The 15,741-nt window shown below is 38.6% G+C and carries 19 protein-coding genes; 15 read left to right on the top strand and 4 right to left on the bottom strand.

Annotated elements, in window-relative coordinates:
• Positions 1-528 precede the first annotated feature (528 nt).
• Together tnpA and ACS5PU_RS10830 are read left to right on the top strand one after the other, a co-directional pair.
• Positions 529-933, top strand: coding sequence for an IS200/IS605 family transposase (tnpA, locus tag ACS5PU_RS10835; protein ID WP_439459299.1), 405 nt, complete (start codon positions 529-531; stop codon positions 931-933).
• A gap of 89 nt (positions 934-1,022) precedes the next feature.
• Positions 1,023-1,781, top strand: a complete 759-nt coding sequence (locus ACS5PU_RS10830) for a lysophospholipid acyltransferase family protein (RefSeq protein WP_439459298.1) — start codon at positions 1,023-1,025, stop codon at positions 1,779-1,781.
• 77 nt (positions 1,782-1,858) lie between these two features.
• Here ACS5PU_RS10830 and ACS5PU_RS10825 read toward each other — a convergent pair whose 3' ends face one another.
• Both ACS5PU_RS10825 and ACS5PU_RS10820 read right to left on the bottom strand, forming a co-directional pair.
• Positions 1,859-2,608 carry a LytR/AlgR family response regulator transcription factor gene (locus ACS5PU_RS10825; RefSeq protein WP_439459297.1) on the bottom strand — a complete coding sequence of 250 codons (750 nt, stop codon included), beginning with the start codon at positions 2,606-2,608 and terminating at the stop codon, positions 1,859-1,861.
• 45 nt (positions 2,609-2,653) lie between these two features.
• On the bottom strand, positions 2,654-3,607 hold the full coding sequence (locus ACS5PU_RS10820) for a sensor histidine kinase (RefSeq protein WP_439459296.1): 954 nt from the start codon (positions 3,605-3,607) through the stop codon (positions 2,654-2,656).
• Between the two features lie 350 nt (positions 3,608-3,957).
• On the opposite strand from ACS5PU_RS10820, the gene ACS5PU_RS10815 reads away from it, so the two are divergent.
• The 4 genes from ACS5PU_RS10815 to ACS5PU_RS10800 all read left to right on the top strand — a co-directional run bounded on the left by ACS5PU_RS10815 (position 3,958) and on the right by ACS5PU_RS10800 (position 7,620).
• Positions 3,958-4,215: a hypothetical protein gene (locus ACS5PU_RS10815; protein ID WP_439459295.1), complete on the top strand. Its 258-nt coding sequence runs from the start codon at positions 3,958-3,960 to the stop codon at positions 4,213-4,215.
• A gap of 1 nt (position 4,216) precedes the next feature.
• Entirely contained in the window at positions 4,217-5,128 is a 912-nt protein-coding gene (locus ACS5PU_RS10810) for an ABC transporter ATP-binding protein (protein ID WP_439459294.1), read from the top strand.
• A 1-nt stretch (position 5,129) separates the two neighbouring features.
• On the top strand, positions 5,130-5,927 hold the full coding sequence (locus tag ACS5PU_RS10805; RefSeq protein WP_439459293.1) for an ABC transporter permease: 798 nt from the start codon (positions 5,130-5,132) through the stop codon (positions 5,925-5,927).
• Between the two features lie 124 nt (positions 5,928-6,051).
• Positions 6,052-7,620 carry a M28 family metallopeptidase gene (locus ACS5PU_RS10800; RefSeq protein WP_439459292.1) on the top strand — a complete coding sequence of 523 codons (1,569 nt, stop codon included), beginning with the start codon at positions 6,052-6,054 and terminating at the stop codon, positions 7,618-7,620.
• Between the two features lie 100 nt (positions 7,621-7,720).
• Here the strand turns inward: ACS5PU_RS10800 and ACS5PU_RS10795 are convergent, their stop codons facing one another.
• A complete protein-coding gene (locus tag ACS5PU_RS10795) occupies positions 7,721-7,951 on the bottom strand; it encodes a response regulator transcription factor (RefSeq protein WP_086548800.1) in 231 nt (76 codons plus the stop codon).
• A gap of 297 nt (positions 7,952-8,248) precedes the next feature.
• Here ACS5PU_RS10795 and ACS5PU_RS10790 point away from each other — a divergent pair, with 297 nt between their 5' ends.
• From ACS5PU_RS10790 to ACS5PU_RS10750, 9 genes are all read left to right on the top strand, one after another.
• Positions 8,249-8,617, top strand: coding sequence for a hypothetical protein (locus ACS5PU_RS10790; RefSeq protein ID WP_439459291.1), 369 nt, complete (start codon positions 8,249-8,251; stop codon positions 8,615-8,617).
• The gene (locus ACS5PU_RS10785; protein WP_439459290.1) at positions 8,618-9,268 is read left to right on the top strand and encodes a hypothetical protein; all 651 of its coding nucleotides are present in this window, start codon (positions 8,618-8,620) and stop codon (positions 9,266-9,268) included.
• A complete protein-coding gene (locus tag ACS5PU_RS10780) occupies positions 9,235-10,026 on the top strand; it encodes a sensor histidine kinase (RefSeq protein ID WP_439459289.1) in 792 nt (263 codons plus the stop codon). Before ACS5PU_RS10785 ends, ACS5PU_RS10780 begins: the two co-directional genes overlap by 34 nt.
• A 4-nt stretch (positions 10,027-10,030) precedes the next feature.
• Positions 10,031-10,672, top strand: coding sequence for a response regulator (locus tag ACS5PU_RS10775; RefSeq protein ID WP_439459288.1), 642 nt, complete (start codon positions 10,031-10,033; stop codon positions 10,670-10,672).
• Positions 10,673-10,870: 198 nt separating this feature from the next.
• On the top strand, positions 10,871-11,248 hold the full coding sequence (locus tag ACS5PU_RS10770) for a BlaI/MecI/CopY family transcriptional regulator (protein WP_147227562.1): 378 nt from the start codon (positions 10,871-10,873) through the stop codon (positions 11,246-11,248).
• On the top strand, positions 11,245-13,239 hold the full coding sequence (locus ACS5PU_RS10765; RefSeq protein WP_439459287.1) for a TonB family protein: 1,995 nt from the start codon (positions 11,245-11,247) through the stop codon (positions 13,237-13,239). The genes ACS5PU_RS10770 and ACS5PU_RS10765 overlap by 4 nt, the downstream gene beginning before the upstream one ends.
• A 17-nt stretch (positions 13,240-13,256) precedes the next feature.
• Entirely contained in the window at positions 13,257-13,901 is a 645-nt protein-coding gene (locus ACS5PU_RS10760) for a TonB-dependent receptor plug domain-containing protein (protein ID WP_439459286.1), read from the top strand.
• A 26-nt stretch (positions 13,902-13,927) separates the two neighbouring features.
• On the top strand, positions 13,928-14,053 hold the full coding sequence (locus ACS5PU_RS10755) for a hypothetical protein (RefSeq protein ID WP_439459285.1): 126 nt from the start codon (positions 13,928-13,930) through the stop codon (positions 14,051-14,053).
• A 9-nt stretch (positions 14,054-14,062) separates the two neighbouring features.
• Positions 14,063-14,344, top strand: a complete 282-nt coding sequence (locus ACS5PU_RS10750; RefSeq protein ID WP_439459307.1) for an energy transducer TonB — start codon at positions 14,063-14,065, stop codon at positions 14,342-14,344.
• Positions 14,345-14,945: 601 nt separating this feature from the next.
• On the opposite strand, the gene ACS5PU_RS10745 is transcribed toward ACS5PU_RS10750, so the two are convergent.
• Positions 14,946-15,716 (bottom strand): succinate dehydrogenase/fumarate reductase iron-sulfur subunit, encoded by a 771-nt coding sequence (locus tag ACS5PU_RS10745; RefSeq protein ID WP_109929539.1) that lies wholly within the window; start codon positions 15,714-15,716, stop codon positions 14,946-14,948.
• Positions 15,717-15,741: the final 25 nt, after the last annotated feature.

Genomic DNA, 15,741 nt, shown 5'->3' with positions numbered 1-15,741 from the left:
GATGGACTATAATTACCATCGACCACACCAGGCATTGAACTTCAAATCTCCCATCGATTTATTGCAGGAAAGTTGAGGACAAAATTATACTTTTGAATGGTCTGAAAAACAGGGGAGCTTACAATAGTCTAAATCATACATGTCCCGTAGGGACATCATAGAGAATTTAATTGCCTAATATAATTTTTGCGCATGTTTTTAACAATAGTCTAAATCATACATGTCCCGTAGGGACATCATAGAGAATTTAATTGCTTAATATAATTTTAACGCATGTTTTAATAATAGTCTAAATCATACATGTCCCGTAGGGACATATCATTGGTAGAAAAAATTGCATTTTTTCCGTTCCGTGGGAACGTATGGTGTTTTAAAAAAAAATATCGCGATGGTATATATTTTAAAAAAAATACCTAATTTAAACCAACGATTGCAAGAAACCTTTGCAATCATTATAAAAATAAACCTACTTGTTGTCTCTATAGGCAAAATCCCCGGTAGCACGTTTGATATTTTAATGATAACGCTATGCCAAACACCTACACGCAGTTACATCTTCAATTTGTATTCGCGGTTAAATACCGGGCTTCACTAATCCAGCCCCATTGGAAAGAAAGGCTTTTAAAATATATCACCGGTATATTCCAGGCCAATAACCATAAAATGATCCAGATAAACTGCATGCCCGATCATATCCACATATTTATCGGAATGCGGCCCCATCAATCTATTGCGGGTTTAATCCAGAATGTAAAAACAGAAAGTTCTAAATGGATAAACGATCAGGGCTTTTGCAAGGTTAAATTTTCATGGCAAGAAGGCTATGGCGCATTTTCATATTCAAAAAGCCATGTGCACTATGTTATTCAATACATCCAAAATCAAGAGCAGCACCACAAGAAAGTTTTTTACAAGAATACACTACCTTTTTAAAAACATTTGATATCCAATATGAAGAAAAATACATCTTCAAAGAACCAGAATAATTTATTATTATCTTTGCCATCTATTAAATCGACCAGATGAGTAAGCTTTTTGGATATATTTTAAGCCCTATTTTTTATATTTTCTTCGGATTGATGCTTTGCATCTTCCACCCTATACAATGGATATGCTTTAAACTATTTGGTTATAAAGCGCACAAAGTTTCTGTAGATATTCTGAACTTTTTCCTTACCTATTGCCAACTATTCCTGTTCAATTCCATCAGTTTTAAAAACGGATACGATTTACCAACCGATAGACCGATTATTTTTGCCGCAAACCACCAAAGCATGTACGATATCCCATCGCTGATCTGGTTTTTAAGAAAGCACAGTGCAAAGTTTATTTCGAAAATAGAATTAACAAAAGGTATTCCGTCCATTTCAATTAACCTGCGCCTGGGCGGGGGTGCAAACATCAACAGAAAAGACAATAAACAGGCCATCTCAGAAATTATTAAACTTGGCCGCAGGATGAAAGAAAATACCTGGAGCACCGTTATTTTCCCTGAAGGAACCAGGGCAAAAGATGGGCAGTTAAAAACATTTCAGTTTGGAGGTATTGCCACCATTTTAAAAGTGGTACCCAATGCCCTGGTGGTGCCTATAGCGATCGAAAATTCGTGGAAAATTGTACGCTTTGGCATGTTCCCCTTAACTACAGGAAATGCATTAAGGTGGACCGTTTTAAAACCGATTGAACCAGGTGTAAAAACACCAAACGAAATTACATTAGCAGTAGAAAATGAAATCAGAAAGGCTTTAAACCAACGAATGGAGCAGCCCGCTACCTTATAAGGTTAACTGCTCAATTGGTTAATTGTTCAGATGGCTTAATCGACACGCTCAACGCTCTAGGCCAAGCGCCGTACACCTTAAATATTCTTATTCCCGATTACCCTAAAAAACTCATCGCGGTAGGTATCGCCTACAGGAATAATTTTTTGATTAATGGTTATCCTACTCCGCTCAATGCTTTCAATTTTATCAACGGCAACAATATATGATTTGTGCACCCGGATAAATTGGCTTTGAGGTAGTGCTTCTTCCATCTTTTTCATACTCTGTAGGGTAATTACACGCTCATCTTTGGTAAAAATAGAGATGTAATCTTTTAAACCTTCAATAAACAGGATATCGTGCAGGTAAATTTTCTGGATCTTATGTTCCGTTTTAACGAAGATATAATCCTGAACTGGATTTGGGGTGCCCGAAAAAGGTGCAGGTGTTACAATAGGCTGTGCCACACTGGCCGGAGCTTCAACAGGCTTAACCTGATTGTGTACTTTTTCTACAGCCTTATAAAAACGGTCGAATGCGATTGGTTTCAATAAATAATCAGAAACATTCAGATCGTAGCTCTCCAGCGCATATTGCGGATAAGCCGTAGTTAAAATATAATGGCATTTATTGCCTGCGATTTTCAAAAACTGAATGCCCGTTAATTCAGGCATCTGGATATCTAAAAACACCAGATCTATTCCCCCGCCCTGAACAATCTGCAAAGCTTCTATCGGGTTTTCGCACCTTTTAACCAGCGTTAAGAAAGGTACTTTTGAAATATAATCCTGTAAAATATCAAGCGCTAAAGGCTCATCGTCAACAACAATACAGTTTAAGTTCATTTTTGGTTATTATTTTAATTAATGATATGATCCTAATCTTTCGGATTAGATATCAATCATCAGTTCGCAGGTGTAATGAGTAGCCGAATTTACAACATTTAATTTATATCTATCAGGATAAACCAATTGTAATCTCCGTTCAACATTGGTTAAACCTACTCCACCCTGTGCATCCTTGTTCTGTTGCCCTTTTTTATTGATTACGCTAAAATGCAGGATTTTCTGGTTGGCAATAATATTAATTTTAACAGGTTCGCCCGGATCGGTTACTACCCCATGTTTAAATGCATTTTCTACAAAAGAGATCAGCATCAGCGGCACAATTTTCTGATCATCGATTTCGCCATTCAAGGTCATATCGATGTAGGCGCCATCTTTAAACCTTATTTTCTGCAGTTCGATATAACTGGTTAAATAATCTACCTCTTTGCTTAGCGCCACGGTTGGTGTATTGCTTTCATAAATCATGTACCGCATAATTTCTGAGAGCTTCATAATCGCATCGGCCGTTTTATCCGATTTTTGATAGGCCAAAGAATAAATATTGTTCAGTGAGTTGAAAAGGAAATGTGGGTTTAACTGTGATTTTAGAAACTGAAGCTCCATTTCCCTGCGCTCGCTTTCCAAATTGCGCTGTATGCGTTCGCTGGCAAACCAATCGATGGTAAATTTAATGATGCAACTGGCCACTAAAAAGAAACCGATGGCAAAAACCCTGTTTATGGCAAAAGCATTTACCGACATTTCGCGTATTTTACCATCCATGCTGTAATGCAGCAGCTCTTCGGGGTTTAACACCGCTATAACTGTTTTTACCAGGGCAGTAATCACAATCAGCAATAAAAACGATAAGATATACAGCCAATATTTCTTCCTCTTCTTAATTAACGATGGGATAAGAAAAATGTAATTGATATAAAATACAGAAACATTAAGCATCCCAAAAACACCAAACGAGAGAAAATAATCTCTCATCGTATGTTTTTCTTTATCTACCATTGATATAACAACTATAAAGAGGAATATTAACGTCCAGAAAATAGAATGAAGTACTAAAGGTCCTTTGCTTTGTTTCATTAGAAAAATATTAAATAGTTATGGAAACATGCGGGTAACTTTAACCGTATGCCCACATCCATGTATTCCATGCATCCAAAGTAAATAAACTTTCAATTTAAACCGAACACAATCTACCAACGGGCATTTTTTTTCTACCAACGGCCCAATGGGCAAATTTTATCGACAAACGCCAAAAATGTCTGTTGATCTAGAATCTTTAACACTTGGTATAATACATTTTAGCAGGTTGTTTTTCTTGAGTTTCTTTGAATCATCAAAACGAAAACAAAATGAAAACAACATCAGCAATCCACTTAAAAAATCAGGCAGTAACTGCTGATGGAATTTTCGCAACCTCTCAAATTAAACTATCGATCATGAAAAAGTTAGCAAACACATCGCCATTTTTACTTTTATTATTACCAGTATTTATGATGATTATTTTAACCCTTACAGTTAGCACTAATCAAACCGATGCTGAAATTGTAGTAAAACCTGCTAAAGCTTCTACCTCAATTGTAAAACAGGTAACAGCTATTCTTAAATAGAATGATGGGAAATTACGCGATCGAAACCGTAGGCTTAAATTTTAACTTTGGCAATCAAACCATTGTAAAAGATCTTTCGCTACAAGTACCCAAAGGCAGTATTTATGGTTTCTTAGGCCCCAACGGAGCCGGGAAAACAACCACCATCAAAATATTGCTCAACCTGTTAAAATCTCCTTCCGATCAGGTATTTATTTTTGGTAAAGAGATTAACAGTAACCGCATAGCTATTCTTAAACGCGTAGGTGCGCTGGTAGAACAGCCAGCCATTTATGGCCACCTTACCGGTAAAGAAAACCTGATAAACCGTTGTCTTTTGCTTGGCATCAAAAAAAGCAAGGCCAACGAAATGCTGGCCATTGTTGGCCTAACGGCAGCGGCCGATAAAAAATCGAGCAAATATTCGCTGGGTATGAAACAACGCCTGGGTATAGCATTGGCCCTGGTTTCCGACCCCGAACTGCTGCTTTTAGATGAGCCTACCAATGGCCTCGATCCCAATGGAATTATCGAAGTTCGGAACCTGATGATCGAACTGGCCACCAAACATCAAAAAACCATCCTTGTTTCCAGTCACCTGCTTGCTGAAATAGAGCGTACCGCCACACACGTTGGCATTATCAACCATGGGCAGCTATTATTTCAGGGCACCATAAACGAACTTCATTTGCTCAGCAAGCCTGTGCTCGAAATCGAAGTAGATCAAATTGAAAAAGCCAATTTATTGCTTACCGCTTCCGGTTATGAAATACTGGATCAAACCGATAAAAAAATTACGGTTCCATTTACATCCGTACAGCACAGCGGTGCAATAAATACCTTACTCGTTCAAAACGGTTTTACAGTAAGCAGTTTGTACCAACAGCGGAAAGACCTCGAAAACTTATTCCTCGATATCACCAAAACCAATTAACATGCGCTCTTTATATATTTCACTGGTATCTGAGTTTTATAAATCAAAGAAAACCCTTGCCTTTTGGGCTGCCATATTATTGCCGGTAATTGTATGCGGGTTAATCACTTTCGGTTTTTACACAGGCTCCGAAAAGATTTTAAACTTCCATTATCCGCCCATGATACTGTGGGCACAATACAGTGGTGCAGCGCTGGGCGTAATGGGGCTACTGGTAATGCCGTTTTATGTTATATTTATGGCCTTCTCGGTAAATAACATCGAACACAAGAACGATACGTGGAAAACCCTTTTTGCACAACCTTTAAATAAATTTTCCATTTACGCCGCAAAATACCTGTACGCGGTATGCCTCATATTTATTTCACTGTTTTTATTTGCAGCACTCACCTATGCTTTTGGCTATTTACTGCAGGTGTTGGTTCCCAAGTATAATTTCGACCAGTATAACCCAACAGCCGTTTTGGTTAATTCGTATACCAAGTTATTCCTGGCCTCATTGGGCATTTTATCCATCCAGTTTATATTGAGCTTGCTGTGGGCCGATTTCCTAAAACCCATGGGTATAGGTTTTGTCGGCACTATAATGGGTATAATTACCGCAAATGTTGGTTGGAAATATGCTTACTTAATCCCTTATTGTCTTCCAACCCTATCGTTAAGGATAAGCAAGGTTAAAAAAGGAACAGATTTATTGGATTTCCCCATCTTTACGCAAGAAATATGGACCAGTTTAATTTATGCCGCCATCCTTTTTATAGCAGGTTACTTTATTGTTACCAAAAAAAGCATCAAATAACGCGTTCAAAATCATCGAACCGACCAAAAAGCGTACTGCCATGTAAAAATATCATTGGAAAATAATTTGACCTGCTTTAAAATGTATTTTTAAGCTAAAATCATCCAACAAATTATTCAGAAAAATGATCAAAAGATTTACCACATCAGCATTAGCCATTGGCTTTTGCTTTGCGTCCTTTGCACAAGATACCCCTGATGCAGCCGTAGTACAAAAAATAAGGAAAGAAGGTTTGGAAAATTCAAAGGCAATGAATATTGCTTTTAATCTGACCGATGTTAGCGGACCACGCTTATCAAACTCTCCGGGCCTAAAAAGAGCACAAGAATGGGCAGTTAAGCAACTTACCGATTGGGGCTTAAAAAATGCGCACCTAGAATCTTGGGGAACATTTGGTAAAGGCTGGCAGATAGACAAATACTACGCCGCCACTACACTTCCATATTACCATGCTATTATTGCCTCGCCAAAAGCCTGGACACCGGGCACCAACGGACCGATAAAATCAGATGTAATTTTAATTAAAGCCGATAGTGTAGCCGATCTGGCAAAATACAAAGGCAAATTGGCCGGAAAAATTATTATGATGGATCAGGGCGCACCTTTAACCAGTGGCATTAAACCTGATTTTACCCGTTATGCCGATACTACACTGGCACAGATGGCAGCTGCACAACCGCAGCCTGCTGGAGCCAGACAACGCCCTGCCGGCGGACCAATGGCTGATAGAATGGCACAAATGATGAAAATGCGTGAAGTACGCGCAGCCATAAACGCCATGTTGGTGGAAGAAAAAGTGGGTTTAATTTTAACTTATGCCCGTGGCGGACAAGGAACCTTTTTTACCAGCAATGGCGCATCTTATGCATTAGATGCCAAGCCGGTTTCGCCAGAGCTTGAAGTAGCCGCAGAAGATTTCTTGCACATATTACGCTTATTGCGCGCAGGTAAACCAGTAGAAGTTGAAGCTGATATCAAAACCTCTTTTTACGATCAGGACCCACAGGGCTATAATGTAATTGCCGAAATACCGGGTACAGATAAAAAGCTTAAAGATGAAGTGGTGATGATTGGCGGTCACTTTGATTCTTGGCACGCCGCAACCGGTGCAACAGATAATGCTGCTGGTTCTACTGTAATGATGGAAGCGGTACGCATTTTAAAAGCAATCGATTTTAAGCCAAAACGCACCATCCGCATTGCACTTTGGAGCTCAGAAGAGCAGGGTTTATTTGGTTCGAGGGGTTATGTTTCAAAACATTTCGGCGATCCGAAAACGATGGTATTAACACCAGATCAGAAAAAAATATCAGCCTATTACAATCTTGATAACGGAACAGGAAAAATCCGTGGGGTATATTTACAGGGCAATGCTGCTGCAGGACCGATTTTTCAAAGCTGGTTAACACCATTTAACGATTTGGGCGCAACCACCATTACCATTAACAATACCGGCGGTACCGACCACCAGGCTTTTGATGCCGTTGGAATCCCGGGCTTTCAGTTTATCCAAGATCCGGCCGATTACAATACCCGTACACACCATAGCAATATGGATACCTACGATAGGCTTGTGGAAGATGATTTAAAACAGGCTGCAACAATTATTGCCTCGTTTGTTTACAACACATCGCAACGCGAAGCGCAAATTCCAAGAAAAGAATTACCAGCGCCACAACCAGCCAGACCATAAGCGAACAAGCCTTAAATACAAAAGCCTGCTGATTTGACTTTAGAGATCAAATAGCAGGCTTTGCTGTGTAGAATGAGAGGTTATGCGTATTTTTTTACTCCTAAAGAGATAATATCCGTTCTTTAAATGCCCATACAATGAGCTGGTAAGAATTTTTCAGATCGAGCTTCCGTACCATATTTCTTCTGTGTGTATTTACGGTATGCTCGCTGATAAAAAGCATTTCACCTATTTCCTTGCTGTTATAGCCCATAGATAAAAGGTGCACGATCTCCACCTCCCTTTCGCTGATCGAACTGTGATTTTCCTGAAGTAGGATATTGTTTATCATTTTCTGAAAGAATTAAATATGGTTTATCATTTTCTAAATAGTTGGGGCTTATCTTCAAAATAGACTTATTTATAAACAAGTCTAAAAACAGCATTTTGAGTATAGGCAACTTCAGTATTTAGCAACAGCAATTTATTTGGCTATTATTATAATACCAAAAGTAGTGGTAGGCTAGAATTGAACGATTGTGCAAAATGCCCTTATTAAAAGGGTATTTTTACGGTATTTTTATTGCAGATTGCTCTTGTAAGAACACATATTATTATCGATTTTTAGCAAAAATCAAACAATACATTTATGAGTCAAAAATTTAACGACGAACCTATCGATCCGAAGGTTGCGCAGGCCATGGTTGATGCCTATGCCGTAGAAGCGAGAAAATTTCCAAAATCTTTTACCAAATGCGTATGGTTTCCTGCAGAGCAGATTTTAAACATTGCAAAATCAATGAGCGAAGGTAAATACGACGGATTAAGGATTTATTTTGCACAATATACCGATGCATTACCAGAAGGTGTAAATGCTGGAAATGAAGGCAAAAACACCTTGTTATTAGTACCAACCACACTAAACGTAGGAAATGGAGAAGAGCACAAGGATGATCTTGGTGACATTGGAAACCGTGGACAGGGCTGCCCTGATACTTGCGAAGGAACAGATTTATAAATGGCAAGGTTCCTGTCGCCAATATTCCTAGCTGAGGTTGTATGTTTAATCACAGCAATTGCATTTGTATGGAAAGATAAACACTCTTTTTGGAGGGTAATTACCTGCTACCTCGCTATAGCCTTAACTACCGAAGAATATGCGGCCTACCTTGCCTCAAAAGGCCATCACAATCTGTGGCTCTTTAATATTTTCATCATTTTTGAAATAAGTGCCATACTATACGGACTTTATCATTGCATAAAAACATATATTAACCCCAAGCCCATATTTTCTATTGGCTTGGGGTTAATCATTCTGTCTTATATTGTCTTTTTATTTACCCATCCCTTTAGCGATTCGAATAGCTTAACAATTAGTGTAATGTCGGTAGTTTTTGTACTCTACTGCCTTTATTATTATTATCTGTTGCTAAAAGATGAAAGCTTCATAGAAATTAAAACACATCCTGAATTTTGGTGGGTAACTGGTGTTTTATTCTATTATTTTGGGAGCACCATGTCGAATATTTTTGATGGTTTGTTTAATGTTAAAATTATCGGTTTTGCCACGTTAAGATATTGTATTTATGTACTATTAAACCTTATTTTATATAGCCTTTGGGTTTATTCCTTTATATGCAGAATGAAACAACGAAAATTGCAATCTTAGTTGCCATTGCCACACTGGTATTTCTGTTAATGCCAGTGTTTTTAATCCTGTACATCCGATCGTACACCCGGCATAAAAAGAACCACATACTGGAAAAACAGAATATGCAGCAAAGGTTCGAATCCGAAATGCTCCAAACGCGTGTGGAAGTACAGGATCAGACCATGCAGAGCATTGCTACCGAACTGCATGATAATGTGGGCCAATTGCTGAGCTTAACTACCCTAACCCTGAATTCGGTAAATTTAAATGATGGCGCAAAGGCAAAAAAGAAAATCGAAAACTCGCTTTCACTCGTTAACAAATCTATAAAAGAACTACGCGAACTGGCCAAGTTGCTACATGGCGAGCAATTGGTAGAAATCGGTATCGGCCATGCCATAGATCAGGAAATTAACTGGCTGAGCAAGAGCGGGGCCTACGAGCTCAGAATCAACAACCAGTTGTTTAACCTACGGATTGCTTCGGCAGATAAAGACCTGATTATCCTCCGTTTATTACAGGAAATTATTAACAACATTATCAAGCATGCCCAGGCAAGCTGTATTCAGATCGATTCTTACATGGAAAACGAATCGTTACACCTAAATATCAAAGAAAATGGAATCGGTTTCAGTCCTGATGAAACAAAAGCCAAAAAATCGGGCATGGGACTTAATTCTATTTATAAAAGAATTGAGATGATCAATGGAAAATTAATCCTAAATTCGGCTCCCGGAGAAGGCACTTCCATTTTAATAGAGGTACCATACCCGTAAGTATATGCAGAACCAAAATATCGCTATCGCTATTGTTGATGATCACACGCTCTTCCGCTCCGGATTGGCTAGCTTAATGGAAGAGTTTGATGAGATAAATGTTTTGTTCGAAGCTGTAAACGGTTTAGATTTACAGGCAAAAATAAACAACAACAAAGATGTTCAACTGGTACTAATGGACATTAATATGCCTGTTATGGATGGTTTTGCTGCTACCAAATGGGTTAAAACCAATTACCCGCACGTACATGTACTGGCATTAAGCATGCTCGAAGATGAAAAAGCAATTATCGGCATGCTCAAAGCTGGCGCCGGAGGCTACATGCTTAAAGAATCTACTCCATCCGACCTACTTACTGCGATTAAGGTTATTGTAGAAAAAGGTTTTTTTGTAAACGAAGTGGTTTCAGGCCGGCTTTTGGTCGCCATGAAAGATCCAGATGTTAAACCTCTATTTTCGGCCCGGGAACTTACCTTTCTTCAATATTGCAGCACAGAACTCACCTATAAAGAAATTGCCGATCTCATGAACGTAAGTCCACGTACAGTGGATAATTACCGCGAATCGTTATTTGCCAAGCTCAACATCAAATCGCGTACGGGCCTAGTGGTATACGGTATAAAGAACAGCCTTATTAATATTTAGTCGACCGCTGTTTTTTCTATTTTCTGTGCAAAGCCACAGATTTTCATCTTTCTGAAATCTATTTCCATCGTAAATATCTGCTTGTAATTTTTCTTTAATTTTTATCAAATAAAATTTGGATAACTAACAAATTAGTTTTAACTTTAGTTTACAGCAGAGAAATCTGCCGTTTATCCTTATTATTTATTATTAACCATTATGGAAATTAAAGATTTAACCAAAGCCGAAGAGCAGATTATGCAGGTGTTATGGCAACTGGAAAAAGCATTTGTTAAAGAAGTTATTGATGAGCTTCCTTTGCCTAAGCCAGCCTATAACACGGTATCAACAATCATTCGGATTCTAGAAACCAAAGGTTTCATCGGGCATGAGGCATTTGGGAAAGCGCATCAGTATTACCCTTTAATCAGCAGGGAAGAATATAAGCGCCACGCAACAGAAAAACTGTTGGGCAATTACTTTGAAAATTCGGTAGAGAGCATGTTCTCTTTCTTCGTTAAAGAAGAAAAACTGGATTTAAGTGATGTGGATGAGATTTTAAAAATGATCAATAAAATTAAACACAAGCCAAAATGAGTTTTGCCCACTACCTATTGCAGGTAAACTTATACTTGATTGTTTTTTATGGCTTTTATAAATTACTGCTGGATAAGGAGACCTATTTTACGTTAAACCGCATTTATTTGGTATCTGCGGGCGTTTTATCCTTATGTATCCCTTTTATCCGATTAGAGTGGCTAACAGAGCACAAAGCGGCACAACAGGTTTACACCACAGTAAATTGGGAAGCCATGCTGGCACAGGCCACAATAGTTACTGAACGTAATACCGGACATATCTGGGCAAATGCGTTTGTATATATCTATTGTGCAGGTATTTTGTTTTTCTTAGGTAGATTGGTATTTAATTTATTGGCAGTTAAAAAGTTACTTACTGCAGGTAAGGCCGGATCAGCTTTTGCATTTTTTGGCAAAAAGGTTATCGATAAGGGTTTGCCACAGATGGATGTAATCGATATCCATGAAGAAGCGCACATTAAACAATGGCATACGGTTGATATTTTATTTTTCGAAGTACTGGGTATCATTACCTGGTTAAACCCTGTAATTTACCTGTATAAAAGAGCCATTAAAAATATCCATGAGTTTTTGGCCGATGAACTGGCAGCCGAATTCCAGGGCGATAAGGCAGAATACGCCATGCTCCTGCTGAGCAAATCGTTCGGTATTTCGCCAAATGCTTTAACCAACGGATTTTTAGATAAATCGCTGATCAAAAAAAGAATTTTCATGCTTCATAAAGAGCGGTCGAAAAAAACCGCCATTATGAAGTATGGAATCTTTATCCCCCTGTTTGCACTCCTGATTGTTTTTTCATCTGCAACCGTTCGTAAAAATGAGAAGTTAATATCCATTTCAGACCGGATCCCGTTCGAAAAACCGATAGAAATCGTTCAGCAGATTGTTACCGAAAACCCAACCGAAAATGTCATACCGCCTACCATTTCAGTTGAAGGAAAAACAGATGCCAACTGGAAGGGTTTTTATCAGTTCCTATCCCGGAACATTAAATATCCTGCCTCAGCAAATTCAGATGAAGTGCAGGGAAATGCCCAGATCAAATTCAATTTAAAAGGCGGTAGGGTTAACAACATTACTTCGGCTGTTGAACTGGGTTCGGGATGTGATGAAGAGGTAATGAAAGCCATTTTATCATATAAAGGCTTTAAAAACATAACCGATGGTAAATACGCACTGACTGTAAGCTTCAGCATTCCTGAATCATCAGAAAAATTCAAGAACAAATTATTGCCTAAATCGCAAGGTTATGTTCAGCTGAACAAGATTACGATAATATCTTTCCTTCCTAAAACAACGGCAGCTGAGACAAGTGCTACCGAAACGATAGATGCAGATAAAAAAATATACGATTTTGTTTCGATAGAAAAACAGCCGGAATTTCCAGGTGGGATTGTAAAATTTTATAAGTACATCGGGGCTTCGATTAAATACCCACAAATGGCACAGGAAAACAACGTACAGGGTAAAGTATTTTTATCTTTCGTTGTCGAAAAAGATGGTTCACTGAGCGATATCCAGGTTACCAGGGGCTTAGGCAGCGGCACAGATGAAGAAGCCATAAGGGTATTGAAAGCGAGTCCAACCTGGCACCCAGGGATACAGAATGGCCTGCCTGTAAGGGTAAAATACAACATTAATATCAATTTTACCTTGAATGATGGAGCAGCAAAACCGCTTAAAACAGGCTATGAAAACCCGACCAACATTAAACTAAGAAATGATGCCAACTTTAATGGTGTTATTGTTTTAGACGGCGTAAGGCTTGCCGAAAACAGCTCGTTAAATACGATAAATCCCAATAACATCGAATCTATCGAAGTGTTAAAAGACCAGGCAGCAATAGCACTTTACGGCCAGTCTGCCAAAGCTGGCGCCATACTGATTACCACTAAAAGCATAAAGAACAGCGTATTTAGAAAACTGGACCAGAAAGAGCTTTCAATAGATAAAACAGCTCCATTATTTGAGCTAAGACAAAAATTCTAACCAAAAACAAATCAGATATGAAAAAAATAATTGTTTTTGCACTGGCAATGGGCGTTTCCCTAACTGGTTTTGCGCAAAAAGCAGATACCACTAAAAGGGTAAACATTAAAATACGCGGCAATGCTTTATTAAGCGCAACACAACCGCTGATTGTAATAGATGGAAATAAGCAATACTCAAGGGATATTAATTCACTAAACGAAATAGATCCGAATGCGATTGAATCGATAACGGTTTTGAAAGATAGCTCAGCTATTTCATTGTATGGCGCAGATGGCCTTGCAGGAGCGATACAGATTAAAACAAAAGGTGCAACCGTAACCGATGCACTGGCAGGCAAAAACACAGTTGTTATGCCCAGCGTAAAAGGAAAAATTTCTGGCGTATTTATCCGCCCCACAATCCAATCGCAGGACAGCTTGAATAACGGTAATTTTTTAATTAACAAAAACGGCATCAAACTAAAAAACGGAGCAGCCGAGCCCATCTATATTCTGGATGGCAAAGAAACCACAGATATTAAAAGCATAGCGCCTGATAAAATAGAATCGATAGAAATTTTAAAGGATGCGAGTGCGCAAAGCCTTTACGGCGATAAGGCAATTAACGGCGTAGTTATCATCACCACCAAAAAGGAAAAAACGCCTAAAAGTAAAAACTAAAAAAATTTAAAACTTAATAAAAGCAAATGAGAAAGCTAATGATTTTAGCCCTAGTGGGCAGCGCCTTGTTCATTAATTCGGCAAAGGCACAGGAAAAAGACAAGGATAGCAAAATATATGATTTTGTCTCTGTACAGAAACAACCGGCTTAGCCTGGCGGCATTAGCAAGTTTTACCAATATTTAGCCAAAGAAATAAAATATCCAGAAGTAGCTAAAAAGGAGAAAATCCAGGGAAGGGTATTTTTATCATTCGTGGTTGAAAAAGATGGTCAGCTAGCGGATATAGCTGTTATACGCAGCCTGAGTAAAGAAACCGATACAGAGGCAGTACGTGTATTCAAAAATTCGCCCAAATGGTATCCGGCCATACAGGATGGAAAACCTGTGCGTGTAAAATACAATATGGCTGTAAGCTTTGATCTTGCCAACAAAAAATCCTAATCTACATGCAAAAGTACATCCCTGGCTATAACAGCCGGGAATTTTTTTAAAAAAAACAATGCTTATTTAGCTAAAGCTAGATCGGGTTTAGTTTAATGTATCTATTATCAAAAACCTTAAAACGCACAAAACCCCAGCAAAAAATTGCCGGGGTTTTATGTTTTCTCTCCTGTCTCGGAGGACTAAATTTAGAAAAATTTTAATGTATATGCAAATATTACAGAATAAAATTTCTATTTACGCAAAACTTTAATATGCTAACATAGAATTATTATGAGTTTCGCAAACTTTTATTTCGTAGGGCATTTGTTGTGCTAAGTTTCACTTCTACCATACACGCTTTCGTATGTTTTCAATACTATTGATAAATGCTACATCAGCCGATAATGGCTGAGTTGAAACAGTAAAAAAATGGTTGAAAATAATTTAATTTTTATTTTCATAAATTTCAAAAACGATCATGTTTATAGCCACTTTTACAAAGCAACATTGCACTTTAAAATGATATAAAGCATAAAACAAAAGACCGTATAATTAAAAAGCCCCCACTAGGTGGAGGCTTAAGAATCCAGCTGTTACACCGGATTGCACAGTATATTTTTTAAACCGTTTCTTCTGAAATGAATTTTGCAGAAGCGAAGTCGCGGTTCATGCGTGCAATGTTCTCTAAAGAAATTCCTTTAGGGCATTCTGCTTCACAAGCACCGGTATTGGTACAGTTACCAAAACCTTCAGCGTCCATTTGCGCAACCATGCTCTGTACGCGGCGGTAACGCTCCGGCTGACCTTGCGGCAACAGCGCCAACTGAGAGATCTTAGCCGATACGAATAGCATAGCCGAGGCATTTTTACAGGTTGCCACACAAGCTCCACAACCAATACAGGCAGCTGCTTCAAAAGCCGCATCAGCCTGCATTTTAGGGATAGGAAGGTTATTTGCATCTTGAGCATTACCGGTGTTAACCGAAATAAAACCACCAGCAGCAATTACCCTATCAAACGCAGAACGGTCTACGGTTAAATCTTTCACTACCGGAAAAGCCGCTGCCCTCCAAGGTTCAACCACGATGGTATCGCCATCTTTGAAAGAACGCATGTGCAACTGGCAGGTAGTAACTAAATCTTTTGGTCCGTGCGGGCGGCCGTTGATAAACATCGAACACATTCCGCAGATACCTTCGCGGCAATCGTGATCGAATACAACCGGCTCCTCACCTTTATTAATTAATTGTTCGTTCAATACATCGAACATCTCTAAAAAAGACATATCCGGTGAAATATCGGCCAATTTATAATCAACCAAAGCACCTTTGGTTTTGTTATTTTTTTGACGCCAAACTTTTAGCGTTAAGTTCATATTTCCTGTACTCATGATATTGAGGTTTTAGGTAAGCGGT

The sequence above is a fragment of the Pedobacter sp. GSP4 genome (genome assembly GCF_051857575.1).
Taxonomy (GTDB): domain Bacteria; phylum Bacteroidota; class Bacteroidia; order Sphingobacteriales; family Sphingobacteriaceae; genus Pedobacter.
This window is presented reverse-complemented; position numbering and strand designations above follow the sequence as displayed.

Coding starts and splice junctions, on each gene's coding strand:
- ACS5PU_RS10830 (WP_439459298.1), top strand. CDS start 1,023: ATGAGTAAGCTTTTTGGATATATTTTAAGCCCTATTTTTTATATTTTC.
- tnpA (WP_439459299.1), top strand. CDS start 529: ATGCCAAACACCTACACGCAGTTACATCTTCAATTTGTATTCGCGGTT.
- ACS5PU_RS10755 (WP_439459285.1), top strand. CDS start 13,928: ATGAGAAAGCTAATGATTTTAGCCCTAGTGGGCAGCGCCTTGTTCATT.
- ACS5PU_RS10820 (WP_439459296.1), bottom strand. CDS start 3,607: ATGGTAGATAAAGAAAAACATACGATGAGAGATTATTTTCTCTCGTTT.
- ACS5PU_RS10795 (WP_086548800.1), bottom strand. CDS start 7,951: ATGATAAACAATATCCTACTTCAGGAAAATCACAGTTCGATCAGCGAA.
- ACS5PU_RS10785 (WP_439459290.1), top strand. CDS start 8,618: ATGGCAAGGTTCCTGTCGCCAATATTCCTAGCTGAGGTTGTATGTTTA.
- ACS5PU_RS10815 (WP_439459295.1), top strand. CDS start 3,958: ATGAAAACAACATCAGCAATCCACTTAAAAAATCAGGCAGTAACTGCT.
- ACS5PU_RS10775 (WP_439459288.1), top strand. CDS start 10,031: ATGCAGAACCAAAATATCGCTATCGCTATTGTTGATGATCACACGCTC.
- ACS5PU_RS10770 (WP_147227562.1), top strand. CDS start 10,871: ATGGAAATTAAAGATTTAACCAAAGCCGAAGAGCAGATTATGCAGGTG.
- ACS5PU_RS10760 (WP_439459286.1), top strand. CDS start 13,257: ATGAAAAAAATAATTGTTTTTGCACTGGCAATGGGCGTTTCCCTAACT.
- ACS5PU_RS10825 (WP_439459297.1), bottom strand. CDS start 2,608: ATGAACTTAAACTGTATTGTTGTTGACGATGAGCCTTTAGCGCTTGAT.
- ACS5PU_RS10810 (WP_439459294.1), top strand. CDS start 4,217: ATGATGGGAAATTACGCGATCGAAACCGTAGGCTTAAATTTTAACTTT.
- ACS5PU_RS10765 (WP_439459287.1), top strand. CDS start 11,245: ATGAGTTTTGCCCACTACCTATTGCAGGTAAACTTATACTTGATTGTT.
- ACS5PU_RS10780 (WP_439459289.1), top strand. CDS start 9,235: ATGCAGAATGAAACAACGAAAATTGCAATCTTAGTTGCCATTGCCACA.
- ACS5PU_RS10800 (WP_439459292.1), top strand. CDS start 6,052: ATGATCAAAAGATTTACCACATCAGCATTAGCCATTGGCTTTTGCTTT.
- ACS5PU_RS10805 (WP_439459293.1), top strand. CDS start 5,130: ATGCGCTCTTTATATATTTCACTGGTATCTGAGTTTTATAAATCAAAG.
- ACS5PU_RS10745 (WP_109929539.1), bottom strand. CDS start 15,716: ATGAGTACAGGAAATATGAACTTAACGCTAAAAGTTTGGCGTCAAAAA.
- ACS5PU_RS10790 (WP_439459291.1), top strand. CDS start 8,249: ATGAGTCAAAAATTTAACGACGAACCTATCGATCCGAAGGTTGCGCAG.